The organism is Pseudomonas lini (assembly GCF_964063345.1).
Taxonomy (GTDB): Bacteria; Pseudomonadota; Gammaproteobacteria; order Pseudomonadales; family Pseudomonadaceae; genus Aquipseudomonas; species Aquipseudomonas lini_B.
The window spans coordinates 459,030-481,500 of the sequence record NZ_OZ061318.1 but is presented as its reverse complement, the minus strand read 5'-3'; the positions used below and the strand labels follow the sequence as shown (position 1 = coordinate 481,500).

At 58.9% G+C, this 22,471-nt stretch carries 19 protein-coding genes and 1 pseudogene; 8 read left to right on the top strand and 12 right to left on the bottom strand.

Annotated features, from left to right (window positions below; all coding sequences use genetic code 11):
• Positions 1-7: 7 nt before the first annotated feature.
• The 6 genes from AB3226_RS02125 to copC form a co-directional block, all read right to left on the bottom strand.
• Complete coding sequence (locus tag AB3226_RS02125; RefSeq protein ID WP_367371816.1) at positions 8-991, bottom strand: TRAP transporter substrate-binding protein; 984 nt, start codon at positions 989-991, stop codon at positions 8-10.
• A 61-nt stretch (positions 992-1,052) separates the two neighbouring features.
• Complete coding sequence (locus AB3226_RS02120; RefSeq protein WP_367371815.1) at positions 1,053-1,946, bottom strand: SMP-30/gluconolactonase/LRE family protein; 894 nt, start codon at positions 1,944-1,946, stop codon at positions 1,053-1,055.
• Positions 1,947-1,991: 45 nt separating this feature from the next.
• The gene (locus AB3226_RS02115; protein WP_367371814.1) at positions 1,992-2,804 is read right to left on the bottom strand and encodes an NAD-dependent epimerase/dehydratase family protein; all 813 of its coding nucleotides are present in this window, start codon (positions 2,802-2,804) and stop codon (positions 1,992-1,994) included.
• A gap of 301 nt (positions 2,805-3,105) precedes the next feature.
• Positions 3,106-4,401, bottom strand: a complete 1,296-nt coding sequence (locus AB3226_RS02110; protein WP_367371813.1) for an OprD family porin — start codon at positions 4,399-4,401, stop codon at positions 3,106-3,108.
• Positions 4,402-4,627: 226 nt separating this feature from the next.
• A complete protein-coding gene (gene copD / locus AB3226_RS02105) occupies positions 4,628-5,488 on the bottom strand; it encodes a copper homeostasis membrane protein CopD (RefSeq protein ID WP_367371812.1) in 861 nt (286 codons plus the stop codon).
• A gap of 3 nt (positions 5,489-5,491) precedes the next feature.
• Positions 5,492-5,857: a copper homeostasis periplasmic binding protein CopC gene (gene copC / locus AB3226_RS02100; RefSeq protein ID WP_367371811.1), complete on the bottom strand. Its 366-nt coding sequence runs from the start codon at positions 5,855-5,857 to the stop codon at positions 5,492-5,494.
• Positions 5,858-5,994: 137 nt separating this feature from the next.
• Here copC and AB3226_RS02095 point away from each other — a divergent pair, with 137 nt between their 5' ends.
• Positions 5,995-6,615, top strand: coding sequence for a TetR/AcrR family transcriptional regulator (locus AB3226_RS02095; RefSeq protein WP_007899508.1), 621 nt, complete (start codon positions 5,995-5,997; stop codon positions 6,613-6,615).
• A 140-nt stretch (positions 6,616-6,755) separates the two neighbouring features.
• Here AB3226_RS02095 and preA read toward each other — a convergent pair whose 3' ends face one another.
• From preA to hydA, 3 genes are all read right to left on the bottom strand, one after another.
• A complete protein-coding gene (gene preA, locus AB3226_RS02090) occupies positions 6,756-8,030 on the bottom strand; it encodes an NAD-dependent dihydropyrimidine dehydrogenase subunit PreA (protein WP_367371810.1) in 1,275 nt (424 codons plus the stop codon).
• Positions 8,031-9,398 (bottom strand): NAD(P)-dependent oxidoreductase, encoded by a 1,368-nt coding sequence (locus tag AB3226_RS02085; RefSeq protein WP_367375734.1) that lies wholly within the window; start codon positions 9,396-9,398, stop codon positions 8,031-8,033.
• Positions 9,399-9,561: 163 nt separating this feature from the next.
• Positions 9,562-11,001, bottom strand: coding sequence for a dihydropyrimidinase (hydA, locus tag AB3226_RS02080; protein WP_367371809.1), 1,440 nt, complete (start codon positions 10,999-11,001; stop codon positions 9,562-9,564).
• A 623-nt stretch (positions 11,002-11,624) separates the two neighbouring features.
• Between hydA and AB3226_RS02075 the strand changes: the two genes are divergently transcribed.
• Both AB3226_RS02075 and AB3226_RS02070 read left to right on the top strand, forming a co-directional pair.
• Entirely contained in the window at positions 11,625-13,109 is a 1,485-nt protein-coding gene (locus AB3226_RS02075; RefSeq protein ID WP_367371808.1) for an NCS1 family nucleobase:cation symporter-1, read from the top strand.
• Between the two features lie 150 nt (positions 13,110-13,259).
• The gene (locus AB3226_RS02070) at positions 13,260-14,543 is read left to right on the top strand and encodes a Zn-dependent hydrolase (protein ID WP_367371807.1); all 1,284 of its coding nucleotides are present in this window, start codon (positions 13,260-13,262) and stop codon (positions 14,541-14,543) included.
• Positions 14,544-14,982: 439 nt separating this feature from the next.
• Here AB3226_RS02070 and AB3226_RS02065 read toward each other — a convergent pair whose 3' ends face one another.
• A complete protein-coding gene (locus AB3226_RS02065) occupies positions 14,983-15,537 on the bottom strand; it encodes a TetR/AcrR family transcriptional regulator (protein ID WP_367371806.1) in 555 nt (184 codons plus the stop codon).
• 126 nt (positions 15,538-15,663) lie between these two features.
• On the opposite strand from AB3226_RS02065, the gene AB3226_RS02060 reads away from it, so the two are divergent.
• From AB3226_RS02060 to AB3226_RS02040, 5 genes and pseudogenes are all read left to right on the top strand, one after another.
• Complete coding sequence (locus AB3226_RS02060; RefSeq protein ID WP_367371805.1) at positions 15,664-16,284, top strand: DJ-1/PfpI family protein; 621 nt, start codon at positions 15,664-15,666, stop codon at positions 16,282-16,284.
• A 16-nt stretch (positions 16,285-16,300) separates the two neighbouring features.
• Positions 16,301-16,449 (top strand): annotated as a pseudogene (locus tag AB3226_RS02055) (P-type conjugative transfer ATPase TrbB); the annotation flags it as partial.
• A gap of 248 nt (positions 16,450-16,697) precedes the next feature.
• Entirely contained in the window at positions 16,698-17,228 is a 531-nt protein-coding gene (locus AB3226_RS02050; RefSeq protein ID WP_367371804.1) for a DUF2867 domain-containing protein, read from the top strand.
• Positions 17,229-17,508: 280 nt separating this feature from the next.
• Positions 17,509-19,005, top strand: a complete 1,497-nt coding sequence (locus tag AB3226_RS02045) for a PAS domain S-box protein (protein ID WP_367371803.1) — start codon at positions 17,509-17,511, stop codon at positions 19,003-19,005.
• A 193-nt stretch (positions 19,006-19,198) separates the two neighbouring features.
• Positions 19,199-19,447, top strand: a complete 249-nt coding sequence (locus AB3226_RS02040; protein ID WP_367371802.1) for a DUF1652 domain-containing protein — start codon at positions 19,199-19,201, stop codon at positions 19,445-19,447.
• Between the two features lie 918 nt (positions 19,448-20,365).
• Here AB3226_RS02040 and AB3226_RS02035 read toward each other — a convergent pair.
• Entirely contained in the window at positions 20,366-21,481 is a 1,116-nt protein-coding gene (locus AB3226_RS02035; RefSeq protein ID WP_367371801.1) for a Gfo/Idh/MocA family protein, read from the bottom strand.
• 210 nt (positions 21,482-21,691) lie between these two features.
• A complete protein-coding gene (locus tag AB3226_RS02030; RefSeq protein ID WP_030130434.1) occupies positions 21,692-22,459 on the bottom strand; it encodes an SDR family oxidoreductase in 768 nt (255 codons plus the stop codon).
• Between the last annotated feature and the right edge of the window lie 12 nt (positions 22,460-22,471).

The window sequence follows — 22,471 nt, the reverse complement described above, 5'->3', positions numbered from 1 at the left end:
GGGAGGGTTACTGAACGGCTTCGATGCGCTTGATCAGGTCGGCGTAAGGCGCGCCGTATTTTTCCCGGACCGAAGCCGTGGCTTCATAGAAAGGTTTCTTGTCGACGGTGATGAACTCGACGCCGGCAGCCTTGAGTTTTTCTTCACTGCTGGCCGACTTCGCATCCCACAGCGTGCGCTCCTGGGCCTGTGCGGCTTTGGCGGCTTTTTTCACCAGCACTTGCTGGTCGGGGCTGAGTTTTTCCCAAGTGATTTTCGACATCACGATCGGCTCTGGCAAAATCAGATGCCCGGTCAGGCTGTAGAATTTGGCGTTCTGGTAGTGGTTGTGTTCGAGCAGGGTCGGCGGGTTGTTTTCCGCGCCGTCGATCACCCCGGTCTGCAATGCACTGAAGATCTCGCCGGTGTCCATGGCAATACCGTTGCCACCCATGGCGTTGATGGTATCGATGAACATCGGGTTGCCTTGTACGCGGATCTTCATGCCTTTGAGGTCGGCGAGGCTGCGTACCGGTTTTTTGGTGTAGATATTGCGCGTGCCGCCGTCCATCCAGGCCAGGGCGACCAGGTTGAATTCGGAGTTAGTGATCTTGTCGAGGATCTCATCACCCACCTCACCGTCGATGACTTTGCGCATGTGCGCCTGGTCGCGGAACACGAACGGCATGTTGAACACGTTCACGTCCGGCACCACCGGCCCGACGATGCCGAGGCTGACCCGGGCCATCTGAATAGCGCCGACCTGGGCCTGCTCGATGACCTCTTTTTCCGAGCCGAGCACACCGCCGGCGAACATCTTGAACGTCAGTTTGCCGTTGCTGTCGGCCACCAGGGTTTTACCCAGCTGCTCCTCGGCGACCACAGTCGGGTAACCGGCGGGGTGAATGTCGGCGAATTTGATTTCCAGCGCCTGGGCGGCGCTGCTGAGGGTGAAGGTGAGTGCTGCAGTGATGGGAAGTGCGGCGGCGAGCAAGGTGCGTTTGAAGTCCATGAGGTGCGTCTCCAGTCTTGTTGTTTTTTTTATTCAAGGCACAGCGATGCAGCAGAGGGGGTTAAAGCCATTCGTTGAAAACGGGTTCCGGCAAGCCTTTGACGCCGGGGTTGAGGGCGAACACGCCGCCGGCCAGCGACTGCAGGTCATGGTCGTCAGCGGGGCGAATCGAGGTCACAAACAGGGTGTCGAGCTGGCTGCCACCGAAGGCGCACATGGTCGGTTTCTTCACCGGCACGGGGAGCGAACGATCCAGTCGGCCGTCAGGGGTGAAGCGATGAATCAGCCCGGCGTCGTTGGCGCAGATCCAATAGCAACCTTCGGCATCCACTGCCGCGCCATCGGGGCGGCCAAGGAAGTGATGCATGTCGACGAACAGCCGGCGGTTGGACGGCGTGCCGCTGTCGATGTCGTAATCGAAGGCCCAGATCTGCTGCACGTTCGGGTGCGAATCCGAGAGGTACATCGTCTTGCCGTCCGGGCTGAAGCCCAGGCCGTTAGGCACGATGAAACCGCTGAGCCAGGCGTCGAGCGGCCCGCGTTGCCCGGCGCTGTATCGATAGAGCGTGCCGTCGGCGGCGTTGGCGCCCATGTTCAACACCATGCTGCCAGCCCAGAAACGGCCCTGTCGATCACAGCGGCCATCGTTCAGGCGCATGTCGGGGCGGGCGTGATCGACGTGGGCCAGCAGTTCGCTGTCGAGGCTGCCATCGTTGTGCGGGTGCAGATGAAAGAATCCGCTTTCCATGCCGGCGACCCAGCCACCCGCGCTGTGACGAGCGATACAGGCGAGCATTTGCGGGGCTTTCCAGGCATGAACGTGCCCGCTGTCGGCATTCCAGCGCTGTAATCCACCGGTCGGAATGTCGACCCAGTACAGGGCGTTTTCCTCGGGGACCCATACCGGGCTTTCACCGACCGCATTGCGGGCATCGACAATCAATTCGACTTGCATGGCAACGCATTCCCTTGGCTTTGTTATGTGGAGATTGGCGAGGGCTCAGTCGCCGAACGGCCCGGCCGCGACAAAGGCACCACCCTGATAAACCCGAGCCGGATCATCCTCGGCTGGCATTGGTTGGGCTTCGACTTTTTCGCGGAAGACTTCGGACGTGTCCTGTGGCGCATAACCCAAGTGCGCCGCGAATCGGTTATCCCACCAGATGCTCTTGTTGTCGGACATGCCGTACACCACGGTGTGGCCGACATTGGGGGTGTACAGCGCGCGTTCGAGCAGTTGGGTCATGTCGTCGAAGCTCAGCCAGGTGCTCATCATTCGACGGTTCTGTGGTTCCGGGAACGAGGAGCCAATGCGGATGCTGACGGTTTCGATGCCATAGCGATCGAAGTAGAAACTGGCCATGTCTTCGCCGTAGGACTTGGACAAGCCGTAGTAGCTGTCCGGGCGGCGAGGGGAGTGGGCGTCGAGGGTTTCGTCCTGCTTGTGAAAGCCGATGACGTGGTTGGAACTGGCGAAAATCACCCGCTTCACGCCGTGGCGGCGGGCGGCTTCGTAGATATGGAACACGCCGCAGATGTTGGCGCCTAGGATCTCTTCGAACGGACGCTCCACCGACACGCCGCCGAAATGCAGGATCGCATCCACGCCTTCGACCAGTTGATGTACTGCTTGCTTGTCGGCGAGGTCGCACGGCACGACTTCTTCGCGATCATCAATGGCTGGCGCCATGTCGGCGATGTCCGAAAGGCGGAGTACGTTGGCGTAAGGTCGCAGGCGTTCGCGCAGGACTTTACCGAGGCCACCGGCGGCGCCGGTCAGGAGCAGGCGATTGAATGGGGATGTGGTCGTCATGTAAATCCCTGAACAGAAAATTGTAGTTGTTGGGTTTGTTGTAGGTTGTCGTATGACTTGGTCGAAGTATTGTTAGGCTTTCCGGTGCTTGTCAACGCGACTTTGGTTGAAATTGACGGAGGGTCATGTTCGTCCAATGAGTTCACTGACCTGTGGCGAGGGAGCTTGCTCCCGCTGGAGTGCGAAGCGCTCCCAATCCGATCACTGAATGTTCCTGAACTTCTGGATTGGGGGCTGCTTCGTAGCCCAACGGGAGCAAGCTCCCTCGCCACAGGGTTCTATGCAGCCAGCAATGTCCGCCTTACAACAACGAAATCGGGTAACTGATAAAGATGCGGTTTTCATCAAATTCGTTGGTGCTGAAATCGCGGCGGATGGTCGCGTTGCGCCATTTGACGTTGAGGCTCTTCAGTGCGCCGCTTTGCACGGTGTAGGCCAGTTCCGATTCGCGCCCCCACTCTTTGCCATCGGTGATCGCTGCGGTGTGCACGTTATCGCCGCTGATGTAGCGGTTCATCAGCGTCAGGCCAGGAATGCCGAGGGCGACAAAGTTGTAGTCGTGGCGCACCTGCCAGGAGCGTTCCTTGGCGTTGTCATAGCTGGCGTTGTAGCTGTCGTTGGCCAGCGTGCCGCCGCTGGTGCCGTTGACGCGCATCCAGGCGCTGTCGCCGCTGAGTTTTTGCAGGCCGACATAGAAGGTGTTGCCGCCGTATTTGGCCGAGAGCAGGGCGAACGCGGTTTTGTTGTCGAGGTCGCCGGCCAGCGCGCTGCCGTCTTCCTTGCCGATGAAGTAACCGAGGTTGGCCCCCAGGGTCCAGTCGCCCATGGGCTGGCTATGGCTCAGGTTGAAATACTGCTGCTGATAAATGTCGCTGAGTTGCGCGTACCAGACGCCGACCTGAGTGCGCTTTTCATTGAACGCATACTCGCCGCCGCCGAAGTTGAAACGGTCAGAGGTAAACGCGCCTCTGCCGTTCATTGACATGTCTTCCATGCTCGCGTCATTGCGCGGGCTGTTACCGCGGAACTGGCCGCCGTAGAGCGTCAGGCCGCTGAGCTCGGTGGAGGTGACCTGGCCGCCGCGAAAGGTTTGCGGCAGCGAGCGACCATCATCGGAGCGCAGGATAGGCAGCACCGGCATCCATTCGCCGACCTTCAATTCGGTTTTCGACACCTTGGCTTTCAGCGCCACACCCAGACGACCGAAATTGTCCGCAGGGCGACCGTCATCATGAATCGGCAGCAGTTGCGTGCCGCCCGTGCCCTTACCGCCGTCGAGCTTCTGTGAGTACATACCGAGCACATCCACGCCGAAACCGATGGGGCCTTGGGTGAACCCGGATTTGGCGTCGAGGATGAAGTTTTGCGTCCACTCTTCAGCCTTGCCCTGAGCATTGTTCGGGTTGGTGAAGTTGCGATTGATGTAGGCGTTACGCAGGTTCAGCGTGGCCTTGGCGTCATCGACGAAACCTTCGGCTTGGCTGGTCATGGGCAGGACGAAGGCCAGGCTGCTGCAACCGATCAGGCTGAGGGTATGGCGACGGGCGAAGGTGGGGCGAGGGGTGCTGGTGAAGGAATTGCGGGCGAGTCTGCTCACAGTAACGCTCCCTGGTTTTTGTTATTTTTATTTTTGTTATACGTCGTCGTACAACATTGGCGGCGATTATTTGCGAGGCTTTGCAGGAATGTCAATCACAAGTTGTACGATCACATCGTCCCCTTGTGGGAGCTAGCCTGCTCGCGATAGCGGTCTGACATTCAACATTGATATCAGCTGACAATCCGTCATCGCGAGCAGGCTCGCTCCCACAGGGGAGATGTGTTCAGGCGGTAATCATCGGGGGCATGGTGCCCAGTAGCGAAACCGCGGCCACCGCGCCGATTCCCAGTAACCATTCCAGTACGACGCTGGTACGCAACTGTCCCAAATACTGCTGGCAATCCTTGACCCGCCGCCGATTGAACAGCGCCAACCCCAACATCCCGATCACCAGCACAACCTTGATCAACAGGATCAGCGCAAACCCGGACAGCAACGGTGTCGGCCAGAACACGCCGGTCAATACCCGCACGTTGATCAGCCCGGTCATCACCAGTCCCGCCACCAAGGCGTAACCGATGCCGCTGAAGCGTTGCAGGATTGCACTCAATGAATGAGTTGCCGGTTGACGCAGGATCATCACCAGCAACATCAACCCACCAAGCCAGGCGCCGACGCAGGCCAGATGAATGATCTGGTTAAGAATCAGCAACTGGCCTTGCAGGCCATCGAGCATGGCGCCATGACCGACCGGGGCCAGGGTCGCCAGCAGCAGGCTGGAAAGGCTGATGCGCCAAAGCGAACTGGAACGCCAGGGCATCAGCAGCAGGGCCATGAGCAATAGATTGAGCAGCAGATGCCAACGCCAGACCTGACCGAAAAAGGTATTGCTCAGCACCAGGCCTAGCGTCGCCGGATCGAATGCCGCGTCCGCGGAGCCGGCCATGCTGGCGGTAATCAGCAGCAACCAGCCGACACCACTGATTAACGCTATAGCGGTAAGCCAGAGGGTCACTCGCGGCAGGGATGGATCCAGCAAAACTGTTTCACGGCCCAACAGCAGAGGCCTGAACACCCAGGCTCCGAACAGCATCAGCACCACGGTGAAATGCAGAAAGCGGCACAGCACCAGCGCATCGGTCATGAATTACTGACCGACCTTGAAGCGATAGGCGCCTTCGCTTTTATGGGTGTCGACCGACACGGCGTGCCATTCGACTTTGTAATCGCCAGCGGCCAACGGCGCGGCGGGGGTGACAATCAGGGTTTTCTTGTCGCTGCCTTCGGTGGCGAGGTTTTTTACCGGGACGTCGGCGCCGTCCTTGCTGATCGTTACTTTGGTGAACGTCGCTTCAACCCCTTCGGAAAACTTCAGGCGCAGTTCCGCAGGTGCGTTGACGGTACTGTCGGCCGCCGGGGTCTGGTTTTTCAGATGCGCGTGGGCAAACACTGACGAGGCGGTGAGCATCGAGCCGAGGAGGGCGGTGGCAATCAGGGTGTTCTTGAGCAGCATCGTGAAGACCTCAGGGGCATGTTCAAAGAGGCGCCAGTTTACCTGCCACAAGACCACCGTATGAAGTTTCGTTTTCCCCTGTCGCCCGATCCAGAGCGGATGCTAGTCTTGATCAACGCTGTTGTCAGGGAGCCCTCATGGGCAATCACAAGATCGAGATTCGTCGCAGTAACGTCGAAAAAATTCTGCTGGGGGCCGAAAAAGTCTTCGCCGAAAAAGGTTTCGGCAGCACCGCCATGGCCGACATCGCCGCCGAAGTGCAACTGCCGCGTTCCAACCTGCATTACTACTTCAGCACTAAGAGCGAGCTATACAGCGCGGTGCTGCTGGGTTTGCTGGAGGTCTGGAAGCAGGATGCCCTGTGCTTTGAGATGTTCGACGACCCGCGAGTGGTGCTCAGCAGCTACATCCGCGCCAAGATGAACCATTCCCGCAGCCGGCCATACGGCTCGAAAGTCTGGGCCAACGAAATCATCCACGGCGCGCCGACACTGGGTGAGAAACTGGACGCGAGCCTGTACGACTGGGCCAAGATGAAAGAAGCGAAAATTCGCCAGTGGGTGGAAGACAAACGCATCCTGCCGGTGGAGCCTTCCAGCCTGCTGTACATGATCTGGGCCTCGACCCAGCATTACGCCGACTTTGATCACCAGGTGAATATTCTTAACGATCACCAGCCGCTGTCGGACATGCAGTTCGAGCGGGCGGTGCAGACGGTGACGAGTGTGATATTGCGTGGGATCGGGTTGGAGCCTTGAGGTCTTCGTTGTTGCGGCTGGCCTCATCGCGGGCAAGCCCGCTCCCACAGGGTTCTCGGTAAACACGGAATTTGTGTACGACATAAATCACTGTGGGAGCGGGCTTGCCCGCGATGGCGTCAGTTCAGGCGCCGCTGTGTTCAGACCGCGACGTGATACGGATTCCTCGGATCATGGTTCCAATCCAGAAACGGCTTCCCAGTATCCATCGGCACCATCTCGATGCAATCCTGCACCGGACACGTGATCTGGCACAGGTTGCACCCCACGCACTCATCATCGATCACTTCATATTTATGCGTCCCGTCCGCCTGCTTAAGGCTCGCAATCGCCTGGTGCGAGGTATCTTCGCAAGCAATGTGACAACGACCGCAACCGATGCACGCCTCCTGATCAATCTTTGCAATCACCTGATAGTTGATGTCCAGGTACTTCCAGTCTGTGGTATTGCCCACCGCACGCCCGGAAAACTCCGAGACACTGGCGTAGCCCTGACTGTCCATCCAGCGTGACAAACCGTCCTTCATCTCCTCGACAATCCGGAAACCATGCAGCATCGCCGCCGTGCACACCTGCACCGCGCCGCTGCCCAGCGCGATGAACTCCGCGGCATCGCGCCAACTGCCAATGCCGCCAATGCCACAGATCGGCAAGCCTTGGGTCTGAGGATCGCGGGCGATCTCGGCGACCATGTTCAACGCAATCGGCTTCACCGCCGAGCCGCAATAGCCGCCATGAGTGCTTTGGCTGCCGACGGCGGGATTGGCGACCATGCGTTCCAGGTTGACGCTGGTGATCGAGTTGATGGTATTGATCAGCGACACCGCATCAGCCCCGCCCCGGTAAGCGGCACGTGCGGCGACGCGGATGTCGGTGATGTTCGGCGTAAGTTTGACGATCACTGGCAGCGAGCAATAAGTCTTGCACCAGCGGGTGACCTGTTCGACGTATTCCGGCACCTGGCCGACCGCCGCGCCCATGCCCCGTTCCGGCATGCCGTGGGGGCAGCCGAAATTCAGCTCGATGCCATCGGCCCCGGTGGCTTCCACCAGTGGCAGGATGTTTTTCCACGACTCTTCGACACAGGGCACCATCAGCGACACGATCAGCGCGCGGTCCGGCCAGTCCTTTTTGACCTGGGTGATTTCCCGCAGGTTAATTTCCAGTGAACGGTCGGTGATCAACTCGATGTTGTTGAAGCCCATCACTTCACGGTTGGGCCCGAAGTGCGCCGAGTAACGCGACGACACGTTGACCGCCGCCGGGTCTTCACCCAGGGTTTTCCAGACCACGCCGCCCCAGCCAGCCTCGAACGCACGAACCACGTTGTAGGCCTTGTCGGTCGGTGGCGCGGAAGCCAGCCAGAACGGATTGGGGGCCTTGATGCCGGCGAAAACAATCGAGAGATCGGCCATTTACGCAGCCTCCACGTTGAGCATGAGTTGAGCGTTGATGGCCTCGGCGGCCAGCTTGCCGTGCTGCACGGCTTGCACGGTGAGGTCCTGATCGAGGCTGGTGCAGTCGCCGCCGGCATACACGCCGGGAATGCTGGTGCGCAGCTGTTCGTCGACGAGGATGCGGTCGCCCTGACGCTTGAGTTCACGGGCCAGCGGATCGGCGAGGGCGCTGCCGTCGAAAGCCTGGCCGATGGCTTTGAAGATCGCGTCGGCGGCCAGTTCAAAGGTTTCGCCAGTGGTTTGCAGGCGACCTTCCACCAACCGGGTGCGAGCGAAGCGCATGCCGCGTACGTTGCCCTTATCGTCGAGCAGCACTTCTTGCGGTTGCGCCCAGGTCAGCAGCCGCACCTGATTGGCCTTGGCGATGTCCTGTTCATGACCGGTTGCGCCCATGTCCGGGGCGCCACGGCGGTACACCAGATTCACATCGCGAGCGCCGAGGCGAGCCATTTGCACGGCCATGTCGATGGCGGTGTTGCCGGCACCGAGGACAATGCAGTGCTCGGCCAGCGGCAGTTGCGTCAGGTCATCGGCCTGACGCAGTTCGCGGATGTAGTCGGTGGCGGCGAGCAGGCCGGGGGCATCCTCGTGAGCAAGACCTAATTGTTTGCTGGCGGCCAGGCCTAGACCGAGGAACACCGCGTCGAATTGCTGATGCAGTTCACTGAGGGTCAGGTTATCGCCGAGTTTCTGCCCGTGGCGAATCTCGATCCCGCCAATCCCCATCAGGAATTCAAGCTCTTTCTGTGCGTAATCGTCCACCAGTTTGTACTTGGCGATCCCGTATTCGTTGAGGCCGCCAGCCTTTTCCCGGGCCTCGAAAATCACCACGTCATGGCCGTGCATCGCGCTGCGGTGCGCGCAGGACAAACCCGCCGGGCCGGCACCGACCACGGCGATGCGCTTGCCGGTTGCGGCGGCGCGCTGAAACGGGTGTTCGCTGAAGTGCGCGTTGTCCACGGCGTAGCGTTGCAACAGGCCGATCAGCACCGGCGCGCATTCCTGGGCGTTGTTACGCACGCAGGCTTGCTGGCACAGGATTTCCGTGGGGCAGACCCGGGCGCAACTGCCGCCGAGGATGTTCGCCGAGAGGATTTTCTGTGCGGCGCCCTGAACGTTTTCCTGATGGATATTGCGGATGAACGACGGAATGTCGATGTCGCTCGGACAGGCATTCACGCACGGCGCGTCGTAGCAATACAGGCAGCGCGAGGCTTCCAGATGCGCCTGGCGGTCGTTGAGCGGCGGTGCCAGATCGGTGAAATGGCCGGCGAGGGCGGCCGCGTCCTCATGGGGATGCGGGAGGTGGTTCAGGGTCTTGATCACGGTGTTGGCCTCACGGTTATTTGAGGTACTGCCTCTGGTGGGCATTGGTTTTTTTGTTGCCTGACCGGGCCTCATCGCGGGCAAGCCCGCTCCCACAGGGTTTTATGAACACTGAAGATCCCTGTGGGAGCCGGGCTTGCCCGCGATAGGCCGAAGGCCGCTTTCAGCGTTTCACAGCAACCGGCCTATGCAGCTCAGCCCGCTTGCTCAGCAAATCAAACACCGCCGGATACGCCGGCCGTTCGACATACCGACCGGCACCACGCTCGGCCCGCAAATCTCCATCGGCCCACACCACTCGGCCCTGGCTGACGGTGTGGCTCGGCACGCCGCGCACGGTCTTGCCTTCAAAGATGTTGAAGTCGACTTGCTGGTGATGGGTCTTGGCTGAAATCGTCCGAGTGCCTTCCGGGTCCCACAGCACCAGATCGGCATCGGCGCCAACGCGGATCGCACCCTTGCGTGGATAGAGGTTGAAGATCTTCGCGGTGTTGGTGGAGGTGAGCGCAACGAAGTGCTGCATCGACAAGCGACCGGTGTTCACCCCTTCATCCCAAAGCACCGCCATGCGGTCTTCGATACCGGCGGTGCCGTTGGGGATCTTGCTGAAGTCGTCACGGCCGGCGGCTTTTTGCTCGGCGCAGAAGCAACAATGGTCGGTGGCGGTGGTGTGCAGGTTGCCCGCTTGCAGGCCATGCCAAAGGGCTTCCTGATGGCCGCGAGGACGGAAGGGCGGGCTCATCACGTAACCGGCGGCGGTCTGCCAGTCCGGGTGTTGGTAAACGCTGTCGTCCAGCAGCAGATGCCCGGCCAGCACTTCGCCGTAGACCTGTTGGCCCTTGCTGCGGGCGTAGGTGATTTCGTCGAGGGCTTCCTTGGTCGAGACGTGGACCAGGTACAGCGGCGTGCCTAGGGTTTCGGCAATGCGGATCGCCCGGCTCGCCGCTTCACCTTCCACCTGCGAAGGCCGTGACAGTGGGTGCGCTTCCGGCCCGGTCATGCCCTGGGCCATCAACTTGCGTTGCAGGTGATAGACCAGCTCGCCGTTTTCCGCATGCACGGTCGGTACCGCGCCCAATTCCAGGCAACGCTCGAAACTCGCCACCAGCGTATCGTCGGCGGCCATGATCGCGTTCTTGTAGGCCATGAAATGCTTGAAGCTGTTGACCCCGTGGTGGCTGACCAACTCAGCCATTTCTTCGCGGACCTGCTCGCTCCACCAGGTAATGGCGACGTGGAAACCGTAGTCCGACGCCGACTTCTCGGCCCAGCCGCGCCATTGATGAAACGCCTCCATCAACGATTGCTGCGGGTTGGGAATCACGAAGTCGATGATCGAGGTGGTGCCGCCGGCAAGCCCTGCCGCGGTGCCGCTGAAAAAGTCTTCGCTGGCCACTGTGCCCATGAAGGGCAGCTGCATATGAGTGTGCGGGTCGATGCCGCCGGGCATCAGGTATTGGCCGCTGCCATCGAGCACTTCGGCGTCGGCGGGAACATCGAGGTTTTCACCGATGGCTTTGATCACGCCCTCGGCGCAATAGACGTCGGCGCGATAACTTTCATCATGGGTAATAACGGTGGCGCCACGGATCAACAGAGACATTCCGAGTTCCTCGCAGGCATGACCGACTGATGCCGGTTCTAGATGTTTTTATATGAAGCAGACGCCAATCGGTGTATTCCTGTCAGCGCTGTCAAGAATAGACGCTAGCTGCAGTTTGTCGATTGAGCAAGAATATTTTTTATAAGCTTATGACTGTTTTAACTGATTGATAAATAACGATAAAAACTGCAAATCACCAAAATGGTGAGACCTCTCACCATTTTGACGCACTTGACAGGTTCCAAAAATAGACGAGATTTTCTATGAGAAATCAGCCGCTTGAGGATGGTCTATGGTTGATGCGCGGTCTTTCAAAAAAAGATCGACGCACCAGATTGAGTCCTGACTGTTCGGACAACTTGCCTGACATTCGGCCTGAGTGGCATGGCAACTCACCGCGGATTCAATAGTTGGATAAATAAAGCTGATTAACATCAGTTGGTTAGCGAAGTTTTATGGCACTGCCCGATGTGTAAGCGGGGCACCCGGCACGTTTATTGATGCCGCCGCTGACACCTTGGCCGGTCCGTAAAAGTTGTCAGTTTCTCCGGCCATCGTCCGGCTCGCGCGCGTTGCGCCAGCCGCTGATGAGCAAAAATAATTAAAAAAACAGTGGAGCGGCCATGCAACAGATTAGATCGCAAGTGACCGAGCGCGACGGCTTGTTTGAGCTCGAAGCCGGCAGCGATGTCCTCGACAGTCCCCGTTACAACCACGACATGGCACCAACCAAGGTGCACGAACGAACCTGGAATAAATGGCACATCACCGCCTTATGGGTCGGCATGGCGATCTGCGTGCCGACTTACACCCTCGGCGGCGTGCTCACCGCTTATTTCGGCCTGAGCGTAGGCGAAGCGCTGCTGGCGATTCTGTTCGCCAACATCATCGTGCTGATTCCGCTGACCCTGAACGCCTTCCCCGGTACCAAGTACGGCATTCCATTTCCGGTGTTGCTGCGCTCATCCTTCGGCATCCTCGGTTCCAACATTCCGTGCCTGATCCGTGCCCTGGTGGCGTGCGGCTGGTTCGGCATCCAGACCCTGTTCGGCGGGCTGGCGATTCACCTGTTTCTCGGTTCGGTGTTCGATGACTGGAAAGCCCTCGGCGGCACCGGTGAAGTGATCGGCTTCATGCTGTTCTGGGCCTTGAACCTGTGGGTGGTGATTCGCGGCGCGGACTCGATCAAATGGCTGGAAACCCTCTCGGCACCGTTGTTGGTGCTGGTGGGCGTGGGGCTGCTGGTGTGGGCGATGCCGAACGTATCGATGACTGAATTGATGGCGATCCCGGCCAAGCGTCCGGAAGGGGCCAGCGTGGTCAGTTACTTTGCCGCCGGGCTGACTGCGATGGTCGGATTCTGGGCCACCCTGTCGCTGAATATTCCGGACTTCAGCCGCTACGCGAAAAGCCAGAAGGATCAGATCGTCGGGCAGATTATCGGCTTGCCCCTGACCATGTTCCTGTTCGCCTCCCTCGGCGTGGTGATGACGGCCGCTTCGGTAAAACTGGTGGGCGTCACTGTCTCTGATCCGGTCACATTGATCGGCCATATCCAGAGCCCGGTCTGGGTCGCCCTGGCCATGGCGCTGATCATCATCGCCACGTTGTCCACCAACACTGCGGCCAACATTGTTTCACCGACCAACGACTTCCAGAATGTTGCGCCCAAGATCATTAACCGCACCAAAGCGGTGATCCTCACGGGGCTGGTCGGCTTGGCGCTGATGGCCCATGAACTGCTGAAAAAGCTCGGGCTGATCGTCTCGGATTTAAGCCTGGAGACGGTGTATTCCAACTGGTTGCTGGGCTATTCCAGTCTGCTGGGCCCGATCGCCGGGATCATGGTGGTGGACTATTTCCTGATCAAGAAACAGCAACTGGACCTGGCCGGTCTCTACCGCGACGACGTTTACCCGGCGTGGAACTGGTTCGGTTTTATCGCGTTCGGCGTGCCGGTGGCGTTGACACTGCTGTCGCTGGGCAGCGATGCGTTCAGCTGGTTCTACAGTTACGGCTGGTTCACCGGCTCAGTCCTTGGTGGGCTGATTTATTACGGGTTGAGCGTGATGCGGCCTAGTCCTACTGCCGTAAAAACTGCGGTGTGAGGGATGGCCTCATCGCGGGCAAGCCCGCTCCCACATGGATTTTGTAAACACTGAAAATCCCTGTGGGAGCGGGCTTGCCCGCGATGACGGCCTCACAGTCACCACAAATTTTCATGAAGAAACCTATAACAACTGCCTGAGGAGATCACCATGAACGCTGCCATAGACGTTCTGCAGTCCACCCATCAGCACATCAATCGCGACCGTCTGTGGCAGTCGCTCATGGACCTGGCCAAACTCGGCGCGACGGTCAAGGGGGGCGTCTGCAGGCTGGCCCTGACCGACCTCGACCGCCAGGCCCGGGACATCTTCGTGAACTGGTGCGAGGAGGCCGGCTGCACCGTCAGCATCGACGCTGTCGGCAACATTTTCGCTCGCCGTCCGGGGCGCAATCCGAACCTGCCGCCGGTGATGACCGGCAGCCACATCGACACTCAACCCACCGGCGGCAAGTTCGACGGCTGCTTCGGCGTGCTGGCGGGCGTCGAAGTGCTGCGCACCCTCAATGACCTGGGCGTGGAAACCGAAGCGCCGCTGGAAGTGGTGGTCTGGACCAACGAAGAAGGCTCGCGCTTCGCCCCGTGCATGATGGGCTCTGGCGTGTTCGCGGAAAAATTCACCCTCGAAGAAACCCTGGCCAAGGTCGATGCCGAAGGCGTGACCGTCGGCGAAGCCCTGAACGCCATTGGCTATGCCGGGCCGCGCACGGTCAGCGGCCACGCCGTGGGCGCCTATTTTGAAGCCCACATCGAACAAGGCCCGATTCTTGAGGACGAACACAAAACCATCGGCGTGGTAATGGGCGCCCTCGGGCAGAAATGGTTCGACCTGAAACTGCGCGGCGTCGAAGCCCACGCCGGCCCGACACCGATGCACCTGCGCAAGGATGCACTGGTCGGCGCCTCAGTGATCGTCGGCGCGGTCAATCGTGCTGCCCTCGGCCATCAACCCCACGCCTGCGGCACCGTCGGCTGCCTGCAAGCCTACCCTGGCTCGCGCAACGTGATTCCCGGCGAAGTGCGCATGACCCTGGACTTCCGTCATCTGGAACCGGCGCGACTCGATTCAATGATCGCCGAAGTTCGCGAAGTCATCGAAACCACCTGCGAGGAACACGGCCTGACCTTCGAACTGACCCCCACCGCCGACTTCCCGCCGCTGTACTTCGACAAGGGTTGCGTCGAAGCAGTACGCGGCGCCGCTCAAGGGTTGGGTTTGTCGCACATGGACATCGTCAGCGGGGCGGGGCATGACGCGATCTTCCTCGCCGAACTCGGCCCGGCCGGGATGATTTTCGTGCCCTGCGAAGGCGGCATCAGCCACAACGAAATCGAAAACGCCGCGCCCGATGACTTGGCCGCAGGGTGTGCGGTGTTGTTGCGGGCGATGCTGGCGGCTTCGGATGCGATTGCCAGCGGAGAACTTGCGGCCTGAAGATCAAAAGATCGCAGGCTTCGCCAGCTCCTACATTGAGCGTATACACCCATGGATGTACGCAACCCCTGCAGGAGCTGCCGAAGGCTGCGATCTTTTGCTATTTACGTATTAAAAAATTGCCCCGCGTCACAAAACCGAATCGTAAACCCACTAACGCGCAGTACCTGAAACAACGCGGTGACGTAAGCGTACGGGGAATACGCCTTGTGCAGGGTATGCGTGTGGTGAAGGCCGTACTCAAGTTAGGCCAGTGGCATGGACGTTAGCCCCAGGAGAGCAATGGCGTGCACTAGAGCTGGAGATTGGTAGATCGCGTTAGCTGGGCGGCTTGCCTTGAAGGGGAAGCGTTGCAGATTGGTAGCGACATCCCTACCCCAAACACATTTGCAGTGGCACGCGAACTCTATTTATTCAGTTACCCAATTTAGCTCATGACTTAGGCCCGCCACGGTGGAAGAGCCCCTTCGAAAAGTGAAAAGGCTCGATGCAGGAAACTGTTGAAGCGAGCGGCATCGCGCCGCAGCCCTGCCTGTTGACCACCAATCAGGCACAGATGGGCCACCTGACCAATCACTTCTGCTTCGCCTGGCATAGGGACCAAGCGGCGGCACGTCCGGATCGCGAAGTCCAGCCGTCTTGTGTCAACACGCTGCTGAAACTCGCCTACCAACGGATCGTGCAGCGACCAGGCTCGGATGGAAACTTCCCGCCCAGGTTGTTTCTCAGCGGCAATACTCAAGTAGCGTTTCAAGGTTTCGCCCGCGCTACGACCCTGCGCCGCATAAGCGAGCATGCGCTCCGTGTAGTCTTCTTCCCAAGCGGCCAGCAAGGTGCGGACAAAGTCTTCGCGATTGCGGAAATGGTGATAGAACGATCCGCGGGTCACATTCAATCGGCGCGATAGACTCTCGGCCGAAACGCCAATATGCCCTATTTGGTCGAGGGCCTCAAAACCAGCCGCGATCCAATGGTTACGAGTTAGTTTTCTCACCCGTTATTTCGCTCCATATTTAGCGCCATACAGACTGTGTATGGTGCGCAACCGATTGATACGCTGCGAACACCAGCAAAGATGGCCGTTGCGTTTTGCACGCCAGCACTTTTCATGGAGCTCGCCTTGAAGAAAATCGTTCTGGTTGCTTTCGACCAATTCACTGATATCGACCTATTCCTGATGTGGGACATTCTAGGCCGCAACACTGAGGACTGGCACGTTCGAATATTGGGTTCTAGCTCTATCGTGCGATCGGCGCACGGCCTGCCTGTTTCGGTGCACGGTCCACTTTCCGAGGCCAATAGTGCCGACGCGGTATTGTTCCTCAGCGGCAAGGAAGGGATACCCGCTGCACTTGCCGCCCCAGATTTCCTGCCATCGTTTGAACTTGACTCCAGACGCCAGCGAATCGGCTCCATATGCGCCGGAGCTTTCATTCTCGAACGACTTGGGCTGCTCAGCGGCCAAGCAACTACACACCCGGATGCACGATCGAGCTTGCAAGCTCTGGGACTTGAGCCCGTGGACCAGCCTCTTGTATGCCAGGGGAACGTTGCAACCGCTGGCGGATGCCTTTCGGCGCTCTATCTGGTGGGATGGTTGGTTGAATCCTGGTTCGATGTCGACAAGCGCCGTGCGACATTGCTCCCTGTTCTGCCAGCTGGGCAGCAAGAGCTCTATGATGCCTTGATCGGGCTCAGTATCCGACAAGGAGAAGTTGGCGCCTCAACAACCTCCAGTTAATCCATGCTCGCTCAGCGAGGCTCTGGACCTCATCAAGGCGTGGACATTGGTTATCCGGATGGCATCGCCACGACCCATGCGAGCTCCGCTCCTGGTGCGCTACTGCGCCTGGAACCTGAAGTTGCCGTGAACCCCACACTTGATACGTACCTGATAGCCCAAGCAGGCACGCCGCAATATGGAAAAAGAGCCGCTTGTACAGCGAGATTCCTCCACTATGCAGATACCTCGTGTGCTTGGGAATGAGCAGTGAGCGCGGTTGTCCCTGTCCGGCTTGAAAGTCGGTAACCGTCACTTCTAAGCCAGACAAGCACTTACAGGGCGACAAGGAGCGTTATACGACAAACCATCGCAACAAGAAACGCGACATGCATGTCGTCTAATTAGTAGTTAGAACTCAGGAGAGATCCCCGATGCCCCGAGAATTTGAGCTCATTATGTCCGTGCCAGTCCCCTCGAGGTCCGGCATCACCCACCTTTACAAGTCGATGAACCTGGCGGACGCTTTTGCGATTCGGCTCCCTGCGGGCACATCTGGCAATCCAGATTTGCTAGCTCGATTCATCCTTTCCCACCAGCCATCCTGGATCGGATGGCTCATGAAAGTCCGAGACACTATCGTTGCCTGTTTTGGTCTCAAGACAGCCAAACATTTGGCATCACTTGCTAATCGGGTTGGAATCTTCAAGGTCTACAGCACGAACCAGACTGAAATCGTGTTGGGAGAGGACGACAAGCACCTCGACTTCCGGATATCGATCCTATGTTCTGGAGAGGCAGAGCCAGAAGGCAGTCGCCAACTCGTTTTTTCAACCGTGGTCCAGTGCCACAACCGTCTAGGCCGGGCCTACATCTTCGTTATTGCCCCATTTCACCGCTTGGTTGTTAAGGCCAGCCTCCTGCGTGCAGCGCGCATCGGTTGGCCTCTGGCTACCTGCCCCTAAGGCTGAGAGCGCTGTGTGCCCCCAGAGGTCTAACCCTTCCATCGAAAGGCTGTTCTGGTAAGCCTGGCCAAGTCTCTCATGGCAAACGTCAGGCCTCTAGATTCATTGCGGTGACAGGATTTGGGACCGTTTCGCGCTCCAGCGGGAGCAAGCTCCCTCGCCACAAAGGTTGTGTTGGCAATTGGAGGAGGTGGCAGGCTATCTGCACTATCGCAAACGCTCGCGGTCGTAATCTTCACAGGGCCGCGCGTAACGGCGCCGCCGCAATTGTGGAGATCCAATGAGCCAGGACGTCCTGACCACCGAAACCAATCGCCGCCAGTTGCAGCAGATCATCGCCGGCCTGGCCGACGGGGTGATTCTGCTGGAACTCGACCAGACGATCCTCTGGGCCAATGACGCAGCGCTGACCATGCACGGTGTCAGTCGGATCGGTGATCTTGGGGCCAATGCCAGGGAGTACGCGAAGCGGTTTGCCTTGCGCTATCGCAACAATCACCCGGTAGCGACGGAGAATTATCCAATCAGCCGCGTTGCCCGCGGTGAGATGTTCAGTGATGTGCTGGTCGAATTGACGCCGGTCGAAAACGACGAACGCACCTGGGTTCACAGCGTGCGCAGCATGGTGCTGGCCGACCACGCCGGCGAGCCGGAGTCGTTGGTGCTGATCATGAACGACTTCACCGAATGGGCCAGCGCCGAGCAGCGTTTCGAAAAGACCTTCAATGCCAACCCGGCCCCGGCGGTGATCTGTCGCCTCAGTGATTTGCGCTTCATCAAAGTCAACCAAGGCTTCCTGGAAATGACCGGCTATACCCGTGATCAGGTGATCGGCGCTTCGACCTATGAGCTGGATGTGCTGGAGCGCGCTGAAAACAAGGACCTGGCCAAGCAGCGTTTACGTGACGGGGCAACCATTCCGCAGATGCAGGCCGAACTGCAATTGCCCGACGGTGGCAGCAAGCAAGTGATCGTTGCCGGGCAACCGCTGGAGCTCAACGACGAAGCTTGCATGCTGTTTTCCTTCGTCGACATGGAGCTGCGACACAAGGCCGAAATTGCCCTGCGCCAGAGCGAGGAACGGTTCGCCAAAGCCTTTCGCCTCACCCCGGTGCCGATCCTGGTGTGCAGCGCCGACGATCAGGTGGTGATGGACGTTAACGAAGCCTTTCTCGAGACCCTCGCGTGCCCCAGTGAAGAGGTGCTCGGCAAGACCGTGGCTCAACTCGGGTTCATCGACGATGCGGGCACTCGCACGCGACTGTTTGCGGCCCTGGAGAAAACCGGGCGCGTGGATCGCGTCGATGTCAGGGTGCGCGGGCAGGATGCCGAGGTGATCGATTGCGCCGTCTCGGCGGACACTGTGAACATTCAGGACGGTACTTGCTATCTGCTGGTGTTGATGGACATCACGGAGCGCAAACGCACCGAGCTGGAGTTGGTGTCGGCAATTGAAGAGGTGATGAAAGATGCCTCCTGGTTCAGCCGCACGCTGATCGAAAAACTCGCCGATGTGAAAAGCTTCAACTCGCCGCAATTGCCCAGTGCTTCGTTTACCGAACTGACTGCCAGGGAGCGCGATGTGCTCGGCCTGATTTGTGAAGGCCTGGCTGACAAGGAAATCGCCGCGCGGCTGAAACTGGCCCCCAATACGGTGCGCAATCATGTTTCGACGGTGTATTCCAAACTCGACGTGCACAGCCGCAGTGAGGCGATTGTCTGGGCTCGCGAACGGGGTCTGTTCTCCAGTGAGAGGCGGCCCAAGGGGCAACGTTAAGATGCAAATGCACTAGTTGGGATGGTGCAATTTGATGTTCTGCGCAGAGGCTGGTTTTTCTAGGCTGTAAGGGTGCGATACGTGGCTTCAGGTCGGTATCGCGTCCTCTACGATGCAGCTAAAGGAACAGCCACATGAATGCGAACAGATCAAGCGTGGGGTCGATTTTTAATCGTCGCCAAGGTGAATCGGGATGATTCATCTGGTGCAATTGCGTATGCAACTGGAGCGAAATTTTTCGCCGTTGGCCTGTGAATGTGCGCTCACGGGGGATAATTCGTTGACGGTGAAGCTTTATCACCCGGCGACGGGGCAGGTGGATCTGGTGGTCAGTGGGTTGAACGTGGTGAAACTCAGGACACCAGAGGCGGTGGCGGCGTTGATTGAAGAGTTGCGGTATGAGCTTGAGAGCATTGGTCTGCATCGGTCCAGTGCTTGGTAGGCGCTGGCTTGTCTCTCGCAGATGTACGCCGATCCACTGTGGGAGCGGGCTTGCTCGCGAAGACGACCTTATAGTCTATAAATTTCTCGTTGATGTACGCCGTTCAAACTGTGGGAGCGAGCCTGCTCGCGATAGCTATTGGTCAGGCAACCGGGATTTTCGGTGGTGGACATATCCATTTCTGCGGTAACGGCGGCTTATGGTTTCGCCCTTACGGCGACTCCCTTTTTTACAAGCGCCTAAAAAAGGAAGCAAAAAACGCTCGCCCCAAGCGTCCGGCCCCTCGCTAATGCTCGGCGTTCCTTCGCTCCGGTATCCATCTGGGGGCATCGCCCTACGGTCTGCTTCGCTACGACCTACATGCGATGGGTTCGACTGCGTCGAACGGCGCTGCGCGCCAATCCCCAGATGAACACCTCCACTCAGCCTCCCGAAGGGGCGGGTGGATCAAGATCAAGATCAAAAGCCAAAGCCAAAGCCAAAGCCAACCCCAGTCTATCCGGTGTTTTTCTGGCAATGGCGGGTGGCTGGGCTATAAGGAATGCGAGGGTATTCTTTTTCTGTGACGGGGCCGCGGGTGTGCGGTGTGGTTTTTGTGTCGCGGAAAATGTCGATTACTTACCGCGGGTCAGCCTATGAACAGTTTTGGAATACGTATTTTTTCGCCACTGTCGCTCGCACTCTGCGTGGCGATTCTGGGTGGTTGCGCCAGTCCGCCGCCTCCACCACCCGCTGCGCCGCCACCGCCACCGGTTCGTACCTGTCAGACTTCCGAAAACACCGATGTGCAGGGTGATATGAGGGTTGAAGGGCAGGTGACCCGGACCACCACCTTGACCCGTTGCGTCACTCAGTAAGCAATGGTGTGTACCGCCAGTTGCCTTCTGCGCGACTGGCGGGTGTGGCCTGAGTAGCGGGTCAGACTTCCTCGACCCTGACCCACCGCGACTCTTGTGCCGCTAAACGAATTGCCGTCGCCAGGCGTTCGACTTCCCATGCCTGCTCGAAATCTGTCCCGTCCTGACCGAGGCCGGCCAGCGCCATCACCAACTCGTGCACTTCAAGGGTCTTGAGTTCGTTGTAACCCAACTGATGCCCCGGTGCCGGGCTGAAAGCGGCATAACCTGGTAAATCCGGCCCTGCCAGAAGCCGTTGGAAACCACCTTGCCCAGCGCGATACATCCGCAGTTCATTCAAGCGTTCCTGATCGAACGCCAAGGTGCCGAGGGTGCCGCTGATTTCAAAACTCAGGTGATTCTTGTAACCGTGTTTGAGCCAGCTACTGCTGAACGTCCCGCGCGCGCCGTTGGCGAACCGCAGCAACGCGTGGACCTGATCGTCGACCGCGACCTCGCGCCGTTCCTGACTACCTAACGTTACGGGGCGTTGCGCATGTACGGTCTGGGTGTCCGCGCACACCGCCTCGATGTCGCCCAGCAGATGGCGAGCCATGGCCAGCAAATGACTGCCCAGGTCCGCCAAGGCACCACCAGCGTAATCTGCGTCGCAGCGCCAGGACCAGGGTGAAACGGGGTCGGCCATGAAGTCTTCGCTGAATTCGCCCTGGAAACTGATGATCTGCCCCAGCGCGCCGCTTTGAATCAGATCGCGAGCCAGGCCGATGATCGGGTTGTGTTGATAGTTGTAACCGACCCGCGTTACCACGCCCGCAGCTTTTGCAGCCAGGCGCATGGCACTGGCCTGTTCGAGGTTCACCGCCAGCGGTTTTTCGCAGTACACCGGTTTGCCGGCGGCGAGGGCGGCCATGGCCATTGGGTAGTGCAGATGATTAGGGGTAGTGATGGCGATCAGGTTGACCTTGGGGTCATTGATCAGCTGTTGCCAGTCGCTGTGAGCCGCATCGAAGCCCCAGGCGTCGGCGCAATGTCGACCGCGTTGCGGATCGGCGTCGGCGAGGGCGGCGAGTTTGAGCTTCAGCGGTAATTCAAAAACGGCGCTGACATTGCGAAAGGCCAAGGCGTGGGCACGGCCCATGAAACCTGTGCCGATGAGTCCGATACCGAGTTCGCGCATAGCCGGGTCCTTTGGGTTTTTATTTTCAGGAGGGCTATTTATGGAATAAATATTCCCAACATGCAAATGGTGGAATAAATATTCTTATGCTGGGTCCGATACGGCTGCGATCTGATCGTTCCCACACTCCGCGTGGGAACGATCAGTGGTGAGTACTGAAAACTAAAAAGGCAGCCCTGAGGCTGCCTTTTGTGTATCTAGCGAGTCGGATCAGGACAGAAAACCACCATCCACATTCAACGAAACCCCAGTCGTGTAGCTCGACGCATCACTCGCCAGATACAACACCGCACCGGCCATTTCACTCGGGTCCGCCACACGCTTGAGCGGAATCTGCTGCAGCGCGGTTTTCAGGATGGCGTCGTTCTTCACCAATGCCGAAGCAAACTTGGTGTCGGTCAGACCCGGCAGCAGGGCGTTGCAACGGATGCCGAATTGCGCGCATTCCTTGGCGAAGACTTTGGTCATGTTGATCACCGCTGCCTTGGTCACCGAGTAGATGCCCTGGAAGATCCCCGGCGAGATGCCATTGATCGAGGCGACGTTGATGATGCTGCCACCACCGTGTTCGCGCATTAGCTTGCCGGCTTCCACCGACATGAAGAAGTAGCCGCGAATGTTCACGTCGACGGTTTTCTGGAAGGCGCTGAGGTCGGTGTCCAGTACGTTGCAGAACTGCGGGTTGGTCGCCGCGTTGTTGACCAGAATGTCCAGGCGCCCGAACTGTTCGCGGATGCCGGCGAAGACTTGGGTGATCTGCTCCATTTCGCCGATGTGGCAGGCGATGGCGGTAGCCTTGCCGCCGGCGGCGATGATTGCGTCGGCGACGTGCTGGCAGCCATCGAGTTTGCGGCTCGAAACGATGACGTGAGCGCCTTGTTGCGCCAGCAGTTTGGCGATGGCTTCACCGATGCCACGGCTGGCGCCGGAGACGAAAGCGATCTTGCCGTCGAGGTCGAACAACTGAGTCTTGGACATGATTTTTCCTTG